We start from the raw sequence: 17,448 nt of genomic DNA, 5'->3' as shown, positions 1-17,448 counted from the left end.
TCCTCTGGTGAAAATACAAAAATGTCGATTTTTCTTATCTGTTTTTTCATGCTATATACATAGTGGGGAGGGAAAAAATGATGAATGGAATTGAAATTTTTGCGAATACGATTTTGAAAGAGGCGTGCAGGGTACAAGCTTCGGATTTACATATTGTGCCCCGGAAGAAGGATGTAGCGGTTCAACTGCGTATAGGAAAAGATTTAATGACGAAACACTGTATCGAAAAGGAATTTGGAGAAAAGCTTGTTTCACACTTTAAATTTTTAGCATCCATGGATATAGGGGAGAGACGGAAGCCACAAAATGGTTCACTGTATTTACAAATGGATGGACAAGAAGTGTATTTACGCCTTTCCACGCTTCCAACCGTATACCAAGAAAGTCTCGTTATTCGTCTTCATTTACAAGCATCTATTCAGCCGTTATCTCATCTTTCGTTATTTCCAAGTACAGCGAAAAAACTACTCTCTTTTTTACACTATTCACATGGATTACTCGTATTTACTGGACCGACTGGTTCGGGGAAGACAACAACAATGTATGCATTATTAGAGGTAATTAAAAAAAAGAAAACACGTCGCATCGTTACACTTGAAGATCCAGTTGAAAAAAGAAATGACGATGTATTACAAATTCAAATAAATGAAAAAGCAGGTATCACATATGAGGCGGGACTAAAGGCCATTTTACGTCATGATCCAGATATTATTTTAGTCGGTGAAATTCGTGATGAAGAAACAGCGAAAATCGCTATAAGAGCAAGTTTGACTGGACATTTAGTAATGACGACACTGCATACTAGTGATGCGAAAGGGGCGATACTCCGATTTATGGATTTCGGTATAACGAGGCAAGAGATTGAACAATCTTTATTGGCTATAGCTGCACAGCGACTTGTCGAATTGAAGTGTCCGTTTTGCCAAAGAAAGTGCTCAATTTTATGTAAATCAATGAGGGAGGTAAGACAAGCGAGTATTTATGAGTTGTTATATGGATATGAGTTAAAACAAGCGATTAAAGAAGCAAACGGGGAATGTGTCACATACAAGCATGAAACATTAGAATCTTTGATACGAAAAGGATACGCTTTAGGATTTTTAGAAGAGGATGTTTATGTTTAAGGAGATATGGAGTTTAAGTGATCAAGTCGTATTGCTGAAACGATTGGGAGAACTATTAGAAAAAGGATACTCCCTTTTGCAGGCATTAGAATTTTTACGGTTTCAATTACCTTTAGAAAAGAAAGTACAATTGCAGCGCATGATTGATGGATTAAAAGATGGAAAAAGTCTACACGATTCTTTTCATCAATTAAAGTTTCATCAGGAGATGTTAAGTTATTTATTTTATGCCGAGAAACATGGTGATATTTCTTTTGCATTGCAACAAGGGAGCGCACTTCTTTATAAAAAGGATAAGTATAGGAAAGATATGATGAAAATAATGCAGTATCCTATGTTTTTGGCGCTCTTTTTACTAATCATGATTTTGATTTTTAATCGCATTTTATTACCACAGGTTGACATGGTATATAGTTCGTTTGGTTCCACAGCACCGTTATTTACAGAACAAATATTAAGTGCAATTAAGCTACTACCCTATCTTATTTTTAGCACTATTTTTATCGTTATGATTGGCTGTAGTGTATATATATTTTACTTTCAAAAACTCCCGCATATGAAGCAGGTAAAAATTAAGCTTTGTATCCCCCTCGTAAAAAAATTTCTTGTTTTAAAGCATTCACATTATTTCGCCACTCAATTGAGCGGTTTATTACACGGCGGACTATCAGTACTTGAGGCTCTAACAATAATGATGGAGCAACATTATCATCCGTTTTTTCAATATGAAGCGGGCCGAATTGAACGTCAATTAATTGCGGGAGAACCGTTGCAATCTATTATTGCTAAAAGCGGATATTATGAGGAAGAACTTTCTTATATTATTACGCATGGACAAGCAAACGGTAATTTGGCGATTGAATTAGGTGACTATAGCGATCTTATTATGGAAAAAATGGAGCAAAAAGTTAAACGTATGTTAGTGATCATTCAACCAATTTTATTTACGTGTATTGGAGGAATAGTCGTTCTTATGTATTTAGCAATGATTATGCCAATGTTTCAAATGATGAATTCTATTTAGGAGGTATTTACATGCAGAATGAAGAAGGGTTTACCCTTTTAGAAATGTTATTAGTTATGGTCGTCATAACTGTATTATTACTATTAATTATTCCGAATGTAGTTACACAGCGTTCATCCGTCGAAGGAAAAGGATGTAAAGCCTATGTGAAATCTATAGAAGCTCAAATACAAGCATACCATTTACAACATAATAAAATTCCTTCGCTAAAAGAGCTAAGGGATGAAAAATATATTACAGCTGATGAGTGTCCGAATGGTGAATCCATTCATATTTCAAATGATGGCACAGTAACAACTGGGAAACTGTGAAACAAAAAGGTTTTACTCTTTTAGAAATGCTACTCGTTCTATTTGCAATTTCTGTACTAAGTATGGTCACGTATTTTAACGTACATTCATTACATGAAAAACAAAAAGTGGAACAATTTTTAAGACAGTTTTCAAACGATATTTTGTATATGCAACAATTAGCGATAAACCGTCAAAAACACTATACATTACGATGGTATAAAGATAGACATACGTATTATATAGGGGAGCTAAGTGAGAATCTTACTATCATTAAAAGAGAATATGATAGCGATATACAAATTGATTTGAATACTTTTCCAAATCCGATGACATATAATCCGAGTGGAAATATTAATAGAGGTGGCACTATTTTACTTTCGTATCGAAGTTATAAATATGAGATTGTATTTCAGCTTGGGAGAGGAAGATTTACGTATCGTGAAATGTCAAAAAGGGTCAGTGATGGCTGAGATGCTTGTAGCATTAAGTATAGTAATGATGACAGTATCTTTACTACTTCCGCAAACAGTATTGGTTATGCAAGAACGAAAAAACATACAAATTCGTTATAAAGCATTTGTATTATTAAAAAGGGAAGCAGCTTTATATATGTATGAGAATGGGGCGAAACGACCGCAAGAAAAAGTCGTAAACGGAAATGTATATTACACATATTGGGGAGGAAATGAAGTTTGTGCTATGTGGAAAGATGTGAAAGGAAGAATGATGGAACAATGCTTTTATGCAGGAGAAAAAATAAATTAGAAGTTGGGTTTACATTAATAGAAATGATCGTATGTTTTTTTCTGTTATCACTGTTCTTTTTACTCTTACCACGTTTGAATTTTATTGGAATAGAAAACAACCAATCAAAAGGATTAAATAATTGGGAATGGGATGTGTTTATAGGACAAGTACAGTTAGAGTTTCGTGAAGTATCTTTTGTAGAAAAAATAGTCCCTGAAAATAAAGATAATCTTTTGCGCTTCCGTCTTCGCACTGGAGATGAAGTGACGTATGAAAAATTGAATAATCATCTTATAAGAAAAGTGAATATGCGCGGAAGAGAAGTTATATTACAAAATGTTGAAATGGTTTCGTATGAAGTAACACCTCATTTGCTCTTTATAAATGTGAAAGATATGAGTGGGAAAATATATGAAGGTGTAGCTGTCAGATATAGCGAAATGGAAATAAATATATGAGAAAACAAGATGGATTTACGATGCCAGGAACAATCATTTTTCTTGTATTATTAACTTCGTTCTTTGTATACGAAACGAATATGTTGCTTATAGATAAAAAATTTTATATTGAAATAGAGCAAAAGTTTGTACTGGAAGAACTACTAAATCGATCAATTACAAATATAAAAAAAGACTTACAGCAAAAAGAAAAGGAAGATACTTTTTTCTTTCAATATGAAAAGGGCGAAGCAAGTGGAAATTACGTCTTTGAAAACGCTGATATTCTCGTTTCGTTGCAGTGCAAAATAAAACAAGAAGTTTTCTATAAAGTAAGCTTTCGGTATAGAAAAAAGGATGAGAAAATATTCGATTGGATAGAAGGATAGTATGTAAAATATACGGATGAAAATCATAATGTCTTATTTTAAAATAGGTTATTTTTTTGTGGAAAATGGATAAATAAAACAATTTAAAGTTTAAATTTTCTCAAAAAAGAGAAAGGTAGAAAGAATATGATATATTCATGCTATCCAAACATATTTTTTTAGGGAGAATAGGGAAATGACAAATAACAATCAAATAGGCGAAAATAAGGAACAAACTATTTTTGATCATAAAGGAAATGCAATTATGACGGAAGATAGGGAAATACACATTATTTCAAAATTCGAAGAACCTCTTATTGTCGTGTTAGGAAATGTATTAAGTGATGAAGAATGTGATGAATTGATTGAATTGTCTAAAAGTAAAATGAAGCGTTCTAAAGTTGGTTCATCACGTGATGTAAATGATATTCGAACGAGTAGTGGTGCATTTTTGGACGATAATGAACTTACTGCGAAGATTGAAAAACGAATTTCATCTATCATGAATGTTCCTGTGTCGCATGGAGAAGGATTACACATTTTAAATTATGAAGTGGATCAACAATATAAAGCGCACTATGATTATTTTGCGGAACATAGTAGATCAGCTGCTAATAATCGTATTAGTACGCTTGTCATGTACTTAAATGATGTAGAAGAAGGCGGAGAAACGTTCTTTCCGAAATTAAATCTTTCTGTGCACCCTAGAAAGGGAATGGCAGTATACTTTGAGTATTTTTATCAAGACCAATCATTAAATGAGCTTACGTTACATGGAGGGGCACCTGTAACGAAAGGTGAGAAATGGATTGCAACACAGTGGGTGAGAAGAGGCGCTTATAAGTAAAAGCGTGTATATAACGTTTTGTTCTTCATTGTATAAGGAGAACAAAACGTTTTTTTATTAAATAATGAAATCTTTCGTTATAATAAAAAATAATAACGGATGATTGAGAGGAACGAACATGAAATCTATATACATAACCGGTTATATGGGAGCTGGGAAAACAACAATTGGAAAAGCGTTAAGTAAAGAACTTCATATGGATGTTGTCGATACAGACCAAAAAATTGAAGAGAATCAGGAGAAGGCAATTCGTGATATTTTTGCCGAAGAAGGCGAAATCGCTTTTCGGGAATATGAAAGTGAAATGTTACGTTCACTACCCAGTTGTAATGTAATTATTACAACTGGTGGTGGAATCATCGAGCGAGAGGAAAACCGAAAGTGGATGAAGGAAAATGGAACTGTCGTGTATTTATATTGTGATCCACATGTAATTGCAGAAAGACTCCGTGAAGATACGACGCGTCCACTATTTCAGAAGAAAGATATAGAGGCATTTGTGGCAAAATTTGAATCGCGCCGAGCTTATTATGAAGAGGCTCATATTCATATCGATACGACGAATAAGTCTGTAAAGCAAATTATGAATGAATTAAAAGAAAAGATTAATGAATAAAAAAGTGGACATACTAATCAAGTAGAGGTGATGATAATATGTCTACTAATGATTATGTTCGCTTTGTGACACAGCAGTTTGTCTCGTACATGGATGCTCCAAAGGAAGATCGTAAACAAAAGAAAGAACAACGCCGTGCTGAAAAAGAGCCATTTATGAATAAGTGGTTTGGTGTTATGCCGCTAAGTGCTGCTTTGTTTTATCGAAACGTAAAAGATAAAAGAAAAAAATCAAGTTAACGATTTCGTAATATGTGTAGCAAAATGAAAATCCCCTAGTAGTATGATGCTACTAGGGGATTTTCATTTACTGTACAGATTCTTTTTCTTCTGTAACAGCATGTATTTTATTGTTTACCCAAACAAATCCAATTCCGATACAAATGGAAATGCCCCACCCAACAGCAGTCATAATCGCTCTCATTTCACCATAGCCATCTACACCGAAAACAGAGATGAAATAAATTTTTAAGAAGCTTTTTAATATAAATTGTAGCCCGAAAAATAGCGTTAAATATTGTAGTGCTGGATAGATACGACTATCACGATACAGTTCACGACTTTTATCACGGTCATGGCCTTGCAATGCGGCAATATCTGCTGCGAAATATAACATAAGTGGTTTTTTTATAAAAATTGTACATATGACGATAATACCGAGTACGATGTGATAATACGCATCGTTCCACAACATTCGTTCAGCTGATCCAGATAATAGGTCTACTGTTGTATTAGAAATGAGTGTAATTAAAATAAAGAACCCTGTCACGTTAAACTGTTTTTCTTTTTTAAAGGTATACAGTGTATAAATAATCCCTGGAACAGAGGAAAGTAACATCGCGTAATAAGGATCGATATAAGGTTTTGCAAATTTCCAAATGAGGAATGGGATTACGAGATAAAAGACAAGATCTAATATAGCTTTTTTATTTTGATTCATATAAATCCTCCTTAAGTCATACATATATTTTATAATATAATTTCTGAAAATTGTATAAGGTTTAATGGGAAAAGAAAAAATATATTAATTTTTGAGGGATTAGTAGATTAAAAAAATTGCCCCTAGCGTAGTAAGTTTTTTTAGTATATAATAAAGGAAACGCTTTCATTTTTTGGTTTGTTCACAAAATGGACGGAAAATCACATATTTACTATCGATATGTTGCTTTATAATGAAACTAATTAAATATACATGCATACAATATTGTGAAATAAATAACATAAATAATCTATATAAATGTAAACGTTATCAAAATAGAGAGGTGGAGACAATGAGTAAATTTTTCTTCAATCATAATCCAGCAACAGTAGAGGATGGAAGGCTTGTTAAGTATGCTGAAATTATTTATGGAGAAGGTGGCCGTTCTGTATTAGAAAATTTAATGGTGAAGGCATCTATCAGATTGCGTGATCGTTATCCGAATAAATCTGACGAGCAGATCTCGAACCTAGTAAATAAAGGCATCCATGATATGTTTCAAAAATACGTGAGTGAGTAAGAGTAGCCAATGGCTGCTCTTATTTTTTTGTATAAGGATTGTATCTCTAGCTGAAAATAAGGATGTATTTTGAAAGATATAAAAAGGAGTGATAAAGATGAGCAATGGAATTGGTCGTTCAAAAGAAAATCTTCCAACTGATGCTAATCATGTGAGCGCAAAAGATCGTGCGCATCAAAAACGTATGGCAAAGCAAAAACAACAAGAGCGTAATGGCGATAGAGGATAACTCAAAAAAAGCTCCTTCTAAAACAGAAGGGGCTTTTTAAGAAAGAAAATGATTCGCAGTAACATAAAAGAGTCCGCCGTTAATAATTTGCACTGTAATGCGGGGTTCATATTGTTCTTGCAAGGCTTGCTTTTCAATTTCATAGCTTTCGGGAAGTTCATCACTCTCTTCATAAAAACGATTTAAAAGGTCTAAATCGTGATTCCAGCGCACTCTTGCTTCTTTCGCCCACGTATGGTCATCTTCTGCAATAATATTCTTTAAAGCATCCTCTATACGTTGTAAACCGCTTTGCGGTTTAATGATAGGCGAGAGCGTAAAACAAAAGTCAGGTATTTTCGGTGTAAGTTTAATTTTAGCTAATGTTTCATGAAAGTTTGCAATCATTGTGCCAGAAATGAGATGAATCCCAATGGAGTGAAGGATGTCTTTTTTTCGATCACATTGATAGGAAACCTTTATATTTACACCGAGCCAAGGATGGAGCGGTGTATGCGTTGCCCCGCTATGCCGTACTTCCTCATATAAACGTATGTAAGAGCCTAATTCTTTTGTCGTTTGGAAAATTTGATGAAGACGTGGTGAACCGTAGTGAATAAGCTCACCATCGTTTTCTTCACTTTCTGGATTTGTAAGAAGAGTAAGGCGCATCGGATTCGGTACGCCTCCTGTTTTCTCAAGATAGTGCCAATAAAAAGGACGGTTCATTAATAATTTATCCATCTCAATTGTTAACTGCACATCTAATAGATGAGGGGAGCGCTTTAAAATTTCGCAGTTATTCGCCTCAAAAAAATTGTATAAGTAATTATGAATTTCATGTTGCTGCATAGCCTTGCACCTCAGCTTCATTTCGTTTCGCGAAGTCGATAATAGATGTTAAGTTTTCCATCTTAATTCGGATTTCTCCTTCGCTTTTTGACTGCGCAAAGATTTCTTGAATATGCGCGTCGATGTTTTTCATATTAATTCTCGTTAAAATTTCATCAAGCTCGCCGATAACACGCTCAAATAAATTGATTTTTTCATATAACAGTTTCAAAATATGTTCTTCAACAGTATGTTTTGTAGCTAAGTTATAAATATGAACATCATTCTTTTGACCAAGACGGTGAATACGTCCGATTCTTTGTTCAAGACGCATTGGATTCCATGGCAAGTCATAATTGATCATATGGCTACAAAACTGTAAGTTAATCCCTTCGCCACCAGCTTCCGTTGCAATTAATACTTGTGCGTGGTTTTGGAAAAGCTCCTTCATCCAATCTTTCTTCCCGCGTTTAAACCCGCCGCGGAATGGAACGGAAGAAATACCGTGTTGTTGTAAAAACCATTGTAAATACATTTGTGAAGCTCTATATTCAGTGAAGATAATGACTTTATCGTCAATTTCTTTTATAAGCTCAAGAGCTTTATTCGCTTTTGAGTTGAAAGGAATATGATTAATTTTGTCCATTAGCACATCAATATGTGGGTCCTTTATGTAATGCTCATTTTCTTTCTGCCTTTTTTCCACATGTTTTTTTAATGAGTAGTAAACAGCTTCACGACTACTACACGCTTCCCGTTTTAAAGTTAACGATGAGAAAGCAGATGTGAAGGCATCTTGTCCTCGCCAATTTTCAATACCATTATACAAAGCTTGCTCTTCTTCATTAAACTCAACAAAAATTGTACGTACATGTCTCTTTGGCCAATCAATTCCGGTATTATGACGTCGATTTCGGACCATCACTTTGTTAATAAGAGCTTTTAAATCTTCATCAGATTCGGCGGAACGATTTTTTGAAGCGTAATATTCTTCAAAGTTGGATTGATTGCCTAAATGTCCTGGCTTTAATAAAGAAACGAGGTTGAAAATTTCATCAATCTTATTTTGAACAGGCGTAGCGGTTAATAATAAACAAAATTTCTTTTTTAATCGTTGTGCAAATTCATAGTTTTTTGTTTTATTATTTTTAAGTTTATGTGCTTCATCGATAATAATAAGGTCATATTCTAGGTTCAAAACGATATCGCGATGCGGTGAACGTTTTGCAGTATCAATTGATGATACAATCACATCGGCTTGTTCCCACGAGTAGCTTTTCTTTTGGGCTACAGCTGGAATAAAAAACTTTGTATTTAATTCGTATGCCCATTGTGATACGAGAGAGGCAGGGACGAGTATAAGTACTTTTTTCACAAGGCCGCGGACCATATATTCTTTTAAAATAAGCCCAGCTTCAATCGTTTTCCCAAGTCCCACTTCATCTGCTAGTATCGCTTTACCATTCATTTGTTCAATGACATTTTGAGCGACTTCTAATTGATGAGGAAGTGGTGTGAAATGAGATAAATGTTTCGGTGCTTGTAATCCATCGAAAGTAGGAACAAGTAACGATTTTTCTGTTTTATAAGCTAAATGATATAAATCCCAATTTGTCCAAGGACCATCTTCATTAATTCTATTTAAAAAATTGTTTTGCCACGTTCGATCTACGGAAATATCGACATTCATTACGACTCTCCCACCTTTTATAAACTAAAGTAATTATTAAAAAAATCTTTATTATATAAGCCTTGTAATAAGGAGCTATTACACATACTGAAAGTTAAAGAATAGGCAAAGATAAAGGGCTGAATTTTGAAAGTTGTATTTAATAAGATTAAGAATGAAAAATTCTAAATTATTTTTTATGCTAGAATATTGATGAAATATAGCGAATAATGTTAGGATAATGGTGTGAAATGTGTGGAATCTTTCGTATTTTATCCAAGAAAGTGATTTTTTATTTACGCTTTCATAAAAAAATATAATGAGATTCCGTATATCCTATCTTTTCAGAGTGAAAATGTTTAGATATGGCGAGCAACTTTTATTGATTTGTCAAAGCATAAGGGGGAGAGAGCATGATTACATTACAACGTACACCGTTATTTGATGTATACGCGAAGTATGGTGGAAAAACAATCGACTTCGGTGGTTGGGAATTACCAGTTCAATTTTCAAGCATTAAAGAAGAACATGAAGCTGTACGTACGGCTGCAGGTTTGTTCGATGTGTCTCATATGGGAGAAGTTGAGGTAAAAGGTGTAGATAGTTTAGCATTTTTACAACGTGTTGTTACAAATGACGTTTCTACTTTAAAGGTAGGAGGCGCACAATATACAGCTATGTGCTACGAAAATGGTGGTACAGTAGATGATTTATTAATCTACAAACGTGGTGAAGAAGACTATTTATTAGTAATCAATGCATCAAATATCGAGAAAGATTACGAATGGTTAGCTAGCCATGTAATTGGCGATGCGACAGTAGTCAATGTTTCTAGTGAAGTTGCACAGCTTGCAATTCAAGGTCCAAAAGCAGAAGGCATTTTACAAAAAGTTGTGTCAGAAGATTTGAAAGAAATTAAGTTCTTTAAATTTAAAAACGATATTCTTGTAGATGGAATTCCAGCACTTGTATCTCGTACAGGTTACACAGGTGAAGATGGATTTGAAATTTACTGTAAGAGTGAAGATGCTGCAAAACTTTGGGAGAAACTTCTTGAAGTTGGAGCAGAAGAAGGCTTAAAAGCATGTGGTTTAGGTGCTCGTGATACACTTCGCTTCGAAGCAACATTACCACTTTATGGTCAAGAATTATCAAAAGATATTACACCGATTGAAGCTGGCATTGGCTTTGCGGTAAAACCAAATAAAGAAGCAGACTTCTTTGGAAAAGAAACGTTAAAAGAGCAAAAAGAAAACGGTGCGCCTCGTAAGTTAGTCGGCATCGAAGTAATCGAACGTGGAATTCCTCGTACACATTACCCTGTATTTATTGGAGAAGAAAAAATCGGGGAAGTAACGAGTGGTACACAATCTCCAACGTTAAAGAAAAGCATTGGTTTAGCACTAATTGATGTAAAATACGCAGCAGTTGATACAGAAGTAGAAATTGAAATTCGTAATAAACGCGTCAAAGCAGTAGTTGTTCCAACACCATTTTATAAACGTTCAAAGTAACGGGGAGAGGGGTAGATTTCATGTTGCATCGTTATCTTCCAATGACAGAAGAAGACAAAAAAGAAATGTTACAAACGATCGGCGTTCAAACGATCGATGAGTTATTCTCTGATATTCCAGAGAGTGTTCGTTTTAAAGGGGATTTAAAAATTAAAGAAGCAAAATCAGAGCCAGAGCTGTTAAAAGAGTTGACTCAAATGGCTAGTAAAAATGCTAACTTAAAAGAGTACGCTTCTTTCTTAGGAGCAGGCGTATATGATCATTACGCTCCAGTAATTGTAGATCACGTTATCTCTCGCTCAGAATTTTATACAGCTTACACGCCATACCAACCAGAAATTTCACAAGGGGAATTACAAGCAATCTTTGAATTCCAAACAATGATTTGTGAATTAACAGGAATGGATGTAGCAAACTCTTCTATGTACGACGGAGGTACAGCTTTAGCTGAAGCGGCAATGCTAGCAGCTGGCCATACTCGTAAAAAGAAAATTCTTGTATCTAGCGCAGTTCATCCAGAATCAAGAGCAGTACTTGAAACGTATGCAAAAGGTCAACATCTTGAAGTTGTTGAAATTAATCATAAAGATGGTGTAACAGATTTAGACGTATTACAAAGTGAAGTAGATGATACAGTTGCTTGTGTAATCGTTCAATATCCAAACTTCTTCGGACAAGTTGAAAAATTAGCTGATATTGAAAAAATCGTTCATCAACAAAAATCATTATTTATCGTTTCTTCAAATCCATTATCATTAGGCGCATTAACACCACCAGGAAAATTTGGTGCTGATATTGTAATCGGTGATGCACAACCATTTGGTATTCCAACGCAGTTTGGTGGACCACACTGTGGTTACTTTGCAACAACGAAAGCATTTATGCGTAAAATTCCAGGACGTCTTGTTGGACAAACTGTAGATTCAGATGGTAAACGTGGGTTTGTATTAACGTTACAAGCACGTGAACAGCATATTCGCCGTGACAAAGCGACGTCTAACATTTGTTCAAATCAAGCGTTAAATGCATTAGCAGCATCAGTTGCAATGACGGCACTTGGTAAACAAGGTGTGAAAGAAATGGCACGTCAAAATATTTCTAAAGCACAATATGCAAAACGTCAATTTGAAGCGCAAGGCTTCACAGTTACATTTGCTGGACCATTCTTCAATGAGTTTGTTGTAGATTGCAAGCGTCCAGTGAAAGAAGTAAACGATGCATTATTACAAAAGAATATTATCGGCGGTTACGATCTAGGCCGTGATTATAAAGAGCATGAAAACCATATGCTTGTAGCAGTAACTGAGCTTCGTACAAAAGAGGAAATTGACACACTTGTAAACGAAATGGGGGCTATCCAATGAAGAACCAAGACCAAGCACTTATCTTTGAAGTGAGTAAAGAAGGACGCATAGGATATAGCCTACCAAAATTAGATGTAGAAGAAGTGAAACTAGAAGATGTGTTTGAGAGCGATTATATTCGAGTAGAAGATGCTGAGCTACCAGAAGTATCTGAACTTGACATTATGCGCCACTATACAGCACTTTCAAACCGTAACCACGGTGTAGATTCTGGATTCTATCCACTTGGATCTTGTACGATGAAATATAATCCGAAAATTAATGAGAATGTAGCTCGTTTCGCAGGATTTGCAAATATTCATCCATTACAAGATGAAAAGACAGTACAAGGTGCAATGGAATTAATGTACGACTTACAAGAGCATTTAATTGAAATTACAGGTATGGATACTGTTACATTACAACCAGCAGCTGGTGCACACGGAGAATGGACAGGCTTAATGTTAATTCGTGCATACCATGAAGCAAATGGTGACTTTAACCGTACGAAAGTAATTGTTCCTGACTCTGCTCACGGCACGAATCCAGCATCTGCAACTGTAGCTGGTTTTGAAACAATTACAGTAAAATCAAATGAACATGGTCTTGTTGACTTAGAAGATTTAAAACGTGTTGTAAACGAAGAAACAGCAGCACTTATGTTAACAAATCCTAATACATTAGGTCTATTCGAAGAAAATATTTTAGAAATGGCAGAAATCGTCCATAACGCAGGCGGTAAATTATACTATGATGGTGCAAACTTAAATGCGGTATTAAGCCAAGCACGCCCAGGAGATATGGGATTTGACGTTGTGCATTTAAACCTTCATAAAACATTTACAGGGCCTCACGGCGGCGGTGGCCCAGGTTCTGGTCCAGTAGGTGTGAAAGCAGATTTAATTCCGTACTTACCAAAACCAATTTTAGAGAAAACAGAAAATGGCTATCACTTTAACTATGATCGTCCAGAAGCAATTGGGCGCGTAAAACCATTCTATGGTAACTTCGGAATTAACGTTCGTGCATACACATACATTCGTTCTATGGGTCCAGATGGACTACGTACAGTAACGGAGTATGCGGTATTAAATGCGAACTATATGATGAGAAGATTAGCACCATTCTATGATCTTCCGTTCGATAGACATTGTAAGCATGAGTTTGTATTATCAGGTCGTCGTCAAAAGAAACTTGGTGTACGTACATTAGATATCGCAAAACGCCTGCTTGATTTCGGTTACCATCCACCAACAATTTACTTCCCATTAAATGTGGAAGAATGTATTATGATTGAGCCGACAGAAACAGAATCAAAAGAAACATTAGACGGTTTTATTGATAAGATGATTCAAATTGCTAAAGAAGTAGAAGAAAATCCAGAAGTTGTACAAGAAGCGCCACATACAACGGTAATTAAACGTTTGGATGAAACATTGGCTGCTCGTAAACCAGTTTTACGTTATGAAAAGTTAGCTCCTGTACAAGTTTGATTAGCATAACAAAGGAAGAACTCGCTATATGCGGGTTCTTTTTTTTGTATGGAGAATTTGTGCAGAATTAGTGAAGAAAATGTTAAAAGTTTATATTTTTTGTTTCATAATGGTGTAAAGAAGCAGTTTTATAGGTGATTTTGTTGAAAAAGTCAGTTTGATAAAAGTATTTATTTTTGTTAGAATTTTATTGAAATTAAGAAGATGTAATGAGATAGGAATGACTCATTTTTATGTATATGTGAAAAAACGAGCAAGCTGGGGGTGAAAATGTGGGATATCGGTGTTATAGAATGATATACCATTTAGAAAACGGAAAAACGATTAAAGATGTAAAAGAATTTTGTTATCGAGATCAAGGAAAAGTACTAGAAAGAGTAGCACATCGTGTAATGGATAATAGAGAAGTGACGGCAATTGATAAGCAAGGAACAATCATTTCAATAGCATGTGAGGACATTGTAAAGGTGGAACTTGATTACATAACAGAAAGTTAACCTTGAGTCATATCGAATTATTCGATACAATATACTGTTGAATGGTGACGAGAGAAGAGAGGAGTTTATTATGGGTAGTACAAGACACTTTTATATGTTTATCTTAGCGTTTGTTCTTGTTGTAGCATTAACGATTTATTTAATTGTTGATAGCACTTGGTACAATACAGTTCATCCGGCGTTCCTTCTGTTTATGTATGTAGGAATTGCGGTAGTGAGTTTTGGAATGAGAGATGAGATGTTAGATCGCTTTGAAAAGTGATACATATACGAAAGACCAACAGGAAAATGTTGGTCTTTTTTTCTTGCCAAAAATAGGATGGTGTGTATATACTGTATATATAAGGTATATACAGTATATACAAACACTGGAGGAAAACATGAATATTATTATTTCGAATTCTTCCCAAGACCCTATTTATGTGCAAATAAGAAAACAATTAAGCCAGCTTATTTTAAATGGTGGTTTAAAGGGTGGAGACCAATTACCGTCTATTCGTAGCTTAGCGAAGGAATTACAAGTTAGTGTAATTACAACGAAGCGTGCGTACGAGGAGCTTGAAAAAGAAGGATATATAGAAACTGTTGCTGGGAAGGGGACTTATGTTTCACGTAAAAATAATGAACTACTAAAAGAACAGCGGCTACGTCTATTGGAAAGTAAAGCGGAAGAGGTTGTAAATGAAAGTAAAGCGTTGCAGCTTTCACTTGAAGATTTACAGCAGATGATTGCGTGTTTATATGAGGGGGAATAAGAGATGTTAGAGCTAAAAAACGTTTGTAAAAGTTATCAAGATTTTGCAGTGAAAAATATAAGTTTTACGTTACCATGCGGATATATTATGGGATTTGTCGGACCGAATGGAGCAGGGAAAAGTACGACGATCAAAATGATTATGAATTTAATTAGAAAAGATAGCGGTGATATAAAAATTTTTGGCAAGGACAATAAAAAAGCCGAGAAGGAAATAAAACAAAATATCGGTTTTGTATATGATGAAAATCATTACTACGAAGATTTAACGTGTGAACAAATGAAACGTATTATTGCACCGCTATATAAAAAGTGGGACGAAGAGCAGTATCAATCGTATATGCATCGATTGCAAGTTCCGAAGTATAAAAAAATTAAAGAATTATCAAAAGGGATGAAAATGAAATTTGCGATTGCTATCGCACTTTCACATCACGCAGAGTTTATCATTATGGATGAACCGACAGCAGGGTTAGATCCAGTTGTTCGAAGTGAATTACTTGATATGTTGCAAGAAATTGTAATGGAAGATGAAGTATCCGTATTATTCTCAACGCACATTACAACAGATTTAGAGCGCATCGCAGATTATATTACGTTCATCAATGATGGAGAAATTATATTTACTGGTGAGAAAGATGAATTAATGGAGAACTACGTAATCGTAAAAGGAAGTAATGATTTATTAGATCGAGAAGGAAAAGAACAATTTGTTGGATTACGAAAAAATAAATTTGGTTTCGAAGGTTTAGCAAAAGATAAACAAGCAATTATCGATTGGTTTGGAAATGAGGTTGTACTAGAAAAGCCTACATTAGATGATATTATCGTTTACACTGCGAAAGGGAGAGGTGCCTATGCGTCAGCTCATTTATAAGGATTTGTTCTTTTTTCGGGTGATGTGGTTAGTAAATTTTGTTATGCCCCTTTTGTTTTTTATGTTAGAGCCAAGTGGTGAATTTTTATTTCCGATGAGTTGTCTATTTATAACCCTTTCCTCCGTTATGACGTTAATTTTTATGGATGAAAGGAATAACAGTGACATTATTATAAATAGTTTACCGGTAAGCCGAAAGGATATCATAATTGCTAGATATGTTTCCAGTGCACTATTTATTGTTGGTGGCATACTCTCTACGATGTTAGTTGTTTTTCTTGTAAGAGGTATTGTGGTCATTGGTGATATCGGTGCCTATCATCCTAATCTATACATTGAAATTCCATGGTATGAAGTAATAAATGGAGCTGTTTACGCCGTATTTTTTGTTGTGATACTTTTCCCTAGTTATTACGGTACAAAATCGAAGGTAGTAAGAAGTATAGTATCAGCAGCGTCAATGGGAGTCGGTGTAATTTTTTGGATGTTTATTAGTGATGGGCTGAATGAAACAACACCTTCATTCATTGAGTGGATTATGAATCCTATGCATATTGGTGTATTTATAGTTGGATTCATTACATTAGTTAGTATTTATATCGTTTCTATGTTTCTTACAATTAAAATTTATGAAGCACGTGATTTATAGAGAGGGGAATTCATATGCAACAGTTGATTTTGAAGGAGTTTTTCTTACAGAAGAAGATGTTTCCTTTCTATTTTTTAATACCTATTTTATCTGTTTTTAGAAATTCCATAGAACCGATGGGGATTGCAATAGGATTATTTATAACATGTAGTACGATTATATATATTTCTTTTTATTATGAAGAAAAAAGTAAAACAGAAAAAGTATTAGTGAGTTTGCCTATAATGAGAAAAGAGATAGTTATAGCTAAATATATTTCAAGCACATTATTTATTATAGTCGGTTTGAGTATAACTTCTATAGTCGTAATATTAGGAAATATTTTGTTGAACAGAGATATAGTTATTCCTGGATATGCAATATTTTCAGCAATAGTAGCAACTTTAATTTATTGTGTAGTAACGATACCTGCTAATTACATTGGGGGATATAAAGCTATTACTGTCTTGAATGTGATTATGCTATTTCCTCTAATGGGTATGATTGGTCTTATGTGCAATATTTTTGGTGATAAAACAATTATGTTAAAAGTACTCCACTCTCAAGAGGCTACACTAGCAATGAGTGTTCTTGGTATCGGAGTGTTAGTAAGTATAGTCATGTCAATGTTTCTCTCAATGAAAATGTTTCAGGAGGCAGAGTTATAGAAGGGACATTTT

General features: G+C 34.6%; 24 protein-coding genes and 1 pseudogene. 21 read left to right on the top strand and 4 right to left on the bottom strand.

Annotated elements, in window-relative coordinates; translation table 11 throughout:
* Positions 1-80 precede the first annotated feature (80 nt).
* The 10 genes from comGA to AC3WTA_RS08835 all read left to right on the top strand — a co-directional run bounded on the left by comGA (position 81) and on the right by AC3WTA_RS08835 (position 5,695).
* Positions 81-1,124 (top strand): competence protein ComGA, encoded by a 1,044-nt coding sequence (gene comGA, locus AC3WTA_RS08880; protein ID WP_033657726.1) that lies wholly within the window; start codon positions 81-83, stop codon positions 1,122-1,124.
* A complete protein-coding gene (comGB, locus tag AC3WTA_RS08875) occupies positions 1,117-2,148 on the top strand; it encodes a competence type IV pilus assembly protein ComGB (RefSeq protein WP_492332863.1) in 1,032 nt (343 codons plus the stop codon). Before comGA ends, comGB begins: the two co-directional genes overlap by 8 nt.
* Positions 2,149-2,159: 11 nt before the next feature.
* On the top strand, positions 2,160-2,459 hold the full coding sequence (gene comGC, locus AC3WTA_RS08870; RefSeq protein ID WP_001178693.1) for a competence type IV pilus major pilin ComGC: 300 nt from the start codon (positions 2,160-2,162) through the stop codon (positions 2,457-2,459).
* Entirely contained in the window at positions 2,456-2,911 is a 456-nt protein-coding gene (gene comGD, locus AC3WTA_RS08865; RefSeq protein WP_000810391.1) for a comG operon protein ComGD, read from the top strand. Before comGC ends, comGD begins: the two co-directional genes overlap by 4 nt.
* Positions 2,904-3,206 carry a hypothetical protein gene (locus AC3WTA_RS08860; RefSeq protein ID WP_000829519.1) on the top strand — a complete coding sequence of 101 codons (303 nt, stop codon included), beginning with the start codon at positions 2,904-2,906 and terminating at the stop codon, positions 3,204-3,206. The genes comGD and AC3WTA_RS08860 overlap by 8 nt, the downstream gene beginning before the upstream one ends.
* Positions 3,176-3,646, top strand: coding sequence for a competence type IV pilus minor pilin ComGF (gene comGF, locus AC3WTA_RS08855; protein ID WP_000923108.1), 471 nt, complete (start codon positions 3,176-3,178; stop codon positions 3,644-3,646). The genes AC3WTA_RS08860 and comGF overlap by 31 nt, the downstream gene beginning before the upstream one ends.
* On the top strand, positions 3,643-4,014 hold the full coding sequence (comGG, locus tag AC3WTA_RS08850; protein WP_001231189.1) for a competence type IV pilus minor pilin ComGG: 372 nt from the start codon (positions 3,643-3,645) through the stop codon (positions 4,012-4,014). Before comGF ends, comGG begins: the two co-directional genes overlap by 4 nt.
* Positions 4,015-4,189: 175 nt before the next feature.
* Entirely contained in the window at positions 4,190-4,840 is a 651-nt protein-coding gene (locus tag AC3WTA_RS08845) for a 2OG-Fe(II) oxygenase (RefSeq protein ID WP_000183842.1), read from the top strand.
* 118 nt (positions 4,841-4,958) lie between these two features.
* Complete coding sequence (locus AC3WTA_RS08840; RefSeq protein ID WP_000836644.1) at positions 4,959-5,456, top strand: shikimate kinase; 498 nt, start codon at positions 4,959-4,961, stop codon at positions 5,454-5,456.
* 38 nt (positions 5,457-5,494) lie between these two features.
* Positions 5,495-5,695 carry a YqzE family protein gene (locus AC3WTA_RS08835; RefSeq protein WP_000106080.1) on the top strand — a complete coding sequence of 67 codons (201 nt, stop codon included), beginning with the start codon at positions 5,495-5,497 and terminating at the stop codon, positions 5,693-5,695.
* 67 nt (positions 5,696-5,762) lie between these two features.
* Here the strand turns inward: AC3WTA_RS08835 and AC3WTA_RS08830 are convergent, their stop codons facing one another.
* Both AC3WTA_RS08830 and AC3WTA_RS08825 read right to left on the bottom strand, forming a co-directional pair.
* A complete protein-coding gene (locus tag AC3WTA_RS08830) occupies positions 5,763-6,395 on the bottom strand; it encodes a VC0807 family protein (RefSeq protein WP_001073110.1) in 633 nt (210 codons plus the stop codon).
* Positions 6,396-6,535: 140 nt separating this feature from the next.
* Positions 6,536-6,653 (bottom strand): annotated as a pseudogene (locus AC3WTA_RS08825) (GTP pyrophosphokinase).
* A gap of 73 nt (positions 6,654-6,726) precedes the next feature.
* Between AC3WTA_RS08825 and AC3WTA_RS08820 the strand changes: the two are divergent.
* Together AC3WTA_RS08820 and AC3WTA_RS08815 are read left to right on the top strand one after the other, a co-directional pair.
* Complete coding sequence (locus AC3WTA_RS08820) at positions 6,727-6,954, top strand: hypothetical protein (protein ID WP_000032702.1); 228 nt, start codon at positions 6,727-6,729, stop codon at positions 6,952-6,954.
* 97 nt (positions 6,955-7,051) lie between these two features.
* Entirely contained in the window at positions 7,052-7,183 is a 132-nt protein-coding gene (locus AC3WTA_RS08815; protein WP_000064661.1) for a hypothetical protein, read from the top strand.
* Positions 7,184-7,219: 36 nt separating this feature from the next.
* Here the strand turns inward: AC3WTA_RS08815 and AC3WTA_RS08810 are convergent, their stop codons facing one another.
* Both AC3WTA_RS08810 and AC3WTA_RS08805 read right to left on the bottom strand, forming a co-directional pair.
* On the bottom strand, positions 7,220-8,014 hold the full coding sequence (locus tag AC3WTA_RS08810; RefSeq protein WP_001183977.1) for a YqhG family protein: 795 nt from the start codon (positions 8,012-8,014) through the stop codon (positions 7,220-7,222).
* The gene (locus AC3WTA_RS08805) at positions 8,001-9,683 is read right to left on the bottom strand and encodes a DEAD/DEAH box helicase (RefSeq protein ID WP_001100048.1); all 1,683 of its coding nucleotides are present in this window, start codon (positions 9,681-9,683) and stop codon (positions 8,001-8,003) included. Before AC3WTA_RS08805 ends, AC3WTA_RS08810 begins: the two co-directional genes overlap by 14 nt.
* Positions 9,684-10,075: 392 nt before the next feature.
* On the opposite strand from AC3WTA_RS08805, the gene gcvT reads away from it, so the two are divergent.
* The 9 genes from gcvT (at position 10,076) to AC3WTA_RS08760 (ending at position 17,436) form a co-directional block, all read left to right on the top strand.
* On the top strand, positions 10,076-11,176 hold the full coding sequence (gene gcvT, locus AC3WTA_RS08800) for a glycine cleavage system aminomethyltransferase GcvT (RefSeq protein WP_000631766.1): 1,101 nt from the start codon (positions 10,076-10,078) through the stop codon (positions 11,174-11,176).
* 20 nt (positions 11,177-11,196) lie between these two features.
* Positions 11,197-12,540: an aminomethyl-transferring glycine dehydrogenase subunit 1 gene (gcvPA, locus tag AC3WTA_RS08795; protein WP_000903245.1), complete on the top strand. Its 1,344-nt coding sequence runs from the start codon at positions 11,197-11,199 to the stop codon at positions 12,538-12,540.
* Positions 12,537-14,012, top strand: coding sequence for an aminomethyl-transferring glycine dehydrogenase subunit 2 (gene gcvPB / locus AC3WTA_RS08790; RefSeq protein WP_000795692.1), 1,476 nt, complete (start codon positions 12,537-12,539; stop codon positions 14,010-14,012). The genes gcvPA and gcvPB overlap by 4 nt, the downstream gene beginning before the upstream one ends.
* A 293-nt stretch (positions 14,013-14,305) precedes the next feature.
* Entirely contained in the window at positions 14,306-14,509 is a 204-nt protein-coding gene (locus tag AC3WTA_RS08785) for a DUF3929 family protein (protein ID WP_000639160.1), read from the top strand.
* Positions 14,510-14,579: 70 nt separating this feature from the next.
* On the top strand, positions 14,580-14,771 hold the full coding sequence (locus AC3WTA_RS08780) for a hypothetical protein (protein WP_000535935.1): 192 nt from the start codon (positions 14,580-14,582) through the stop codon (positions 14,769-14,771).
* A 118-nt stretch (positions 14,772-14,889) separates the two neighbouring features.
* Positions 14,890-15,264, top strand: coding sequence for a GntR family transcriptional regulator (locus tag AC3WTA_RS08775; protein ID WP_001021362.1), 375 nt, complete (start codon positions 14,890-14,892; stop codon positions 15,262-15,264).
* Positions 15,265-15,267: 3 nt separating this feature from the next.
* Complete coding sequence (locus tag AC3WTA_RS08770) at positions 15,268-16,140, top strand: ABC transporter ATP-binding protein (RefSeq protein ID WP_000891313.1); 873 nt, start codon at positions 15,268-15,270, stop codon at positions 16,138-16,140.
* Complete coding sequence (locus AC3WTA_RS08765; protein ID WP_001249422.1) at positions 16,121-16,789, top strand: ABC-2 transporter permease; 669 nt, start codon at positions 16,121-16,123, stop codon at positions 16,787-16,789. Before AC3WTA_RS08770 ends, AC3WTA_RS08765 begins: the two co-directional genes overlap by 20 nt.
* Before the next feature lie 14 nt (positions 16,790-16,803).
* On the top strand, positions 16,804-17,436 hold the full coding sequence (locus AC3WTA_RS08760; RefSeq protein WP_001186567.1) for an ABC-2 transporter permease: 633 nt from the start codon (positions 16,804-16,806) through the stop codon (positions 17,434-17,436).
* Positions 17,437-17,448 lie beyond the last annotated feature (12 nt).

The organism is Bacillus sp. EB106-07-01-XG149, assembly GCF_058791555.1.
The sequence above is the reverse complement of the archived record's forward strand: the minus strand, read 5'-3'. Positions and strand labels throughout refer to the sequence as shown.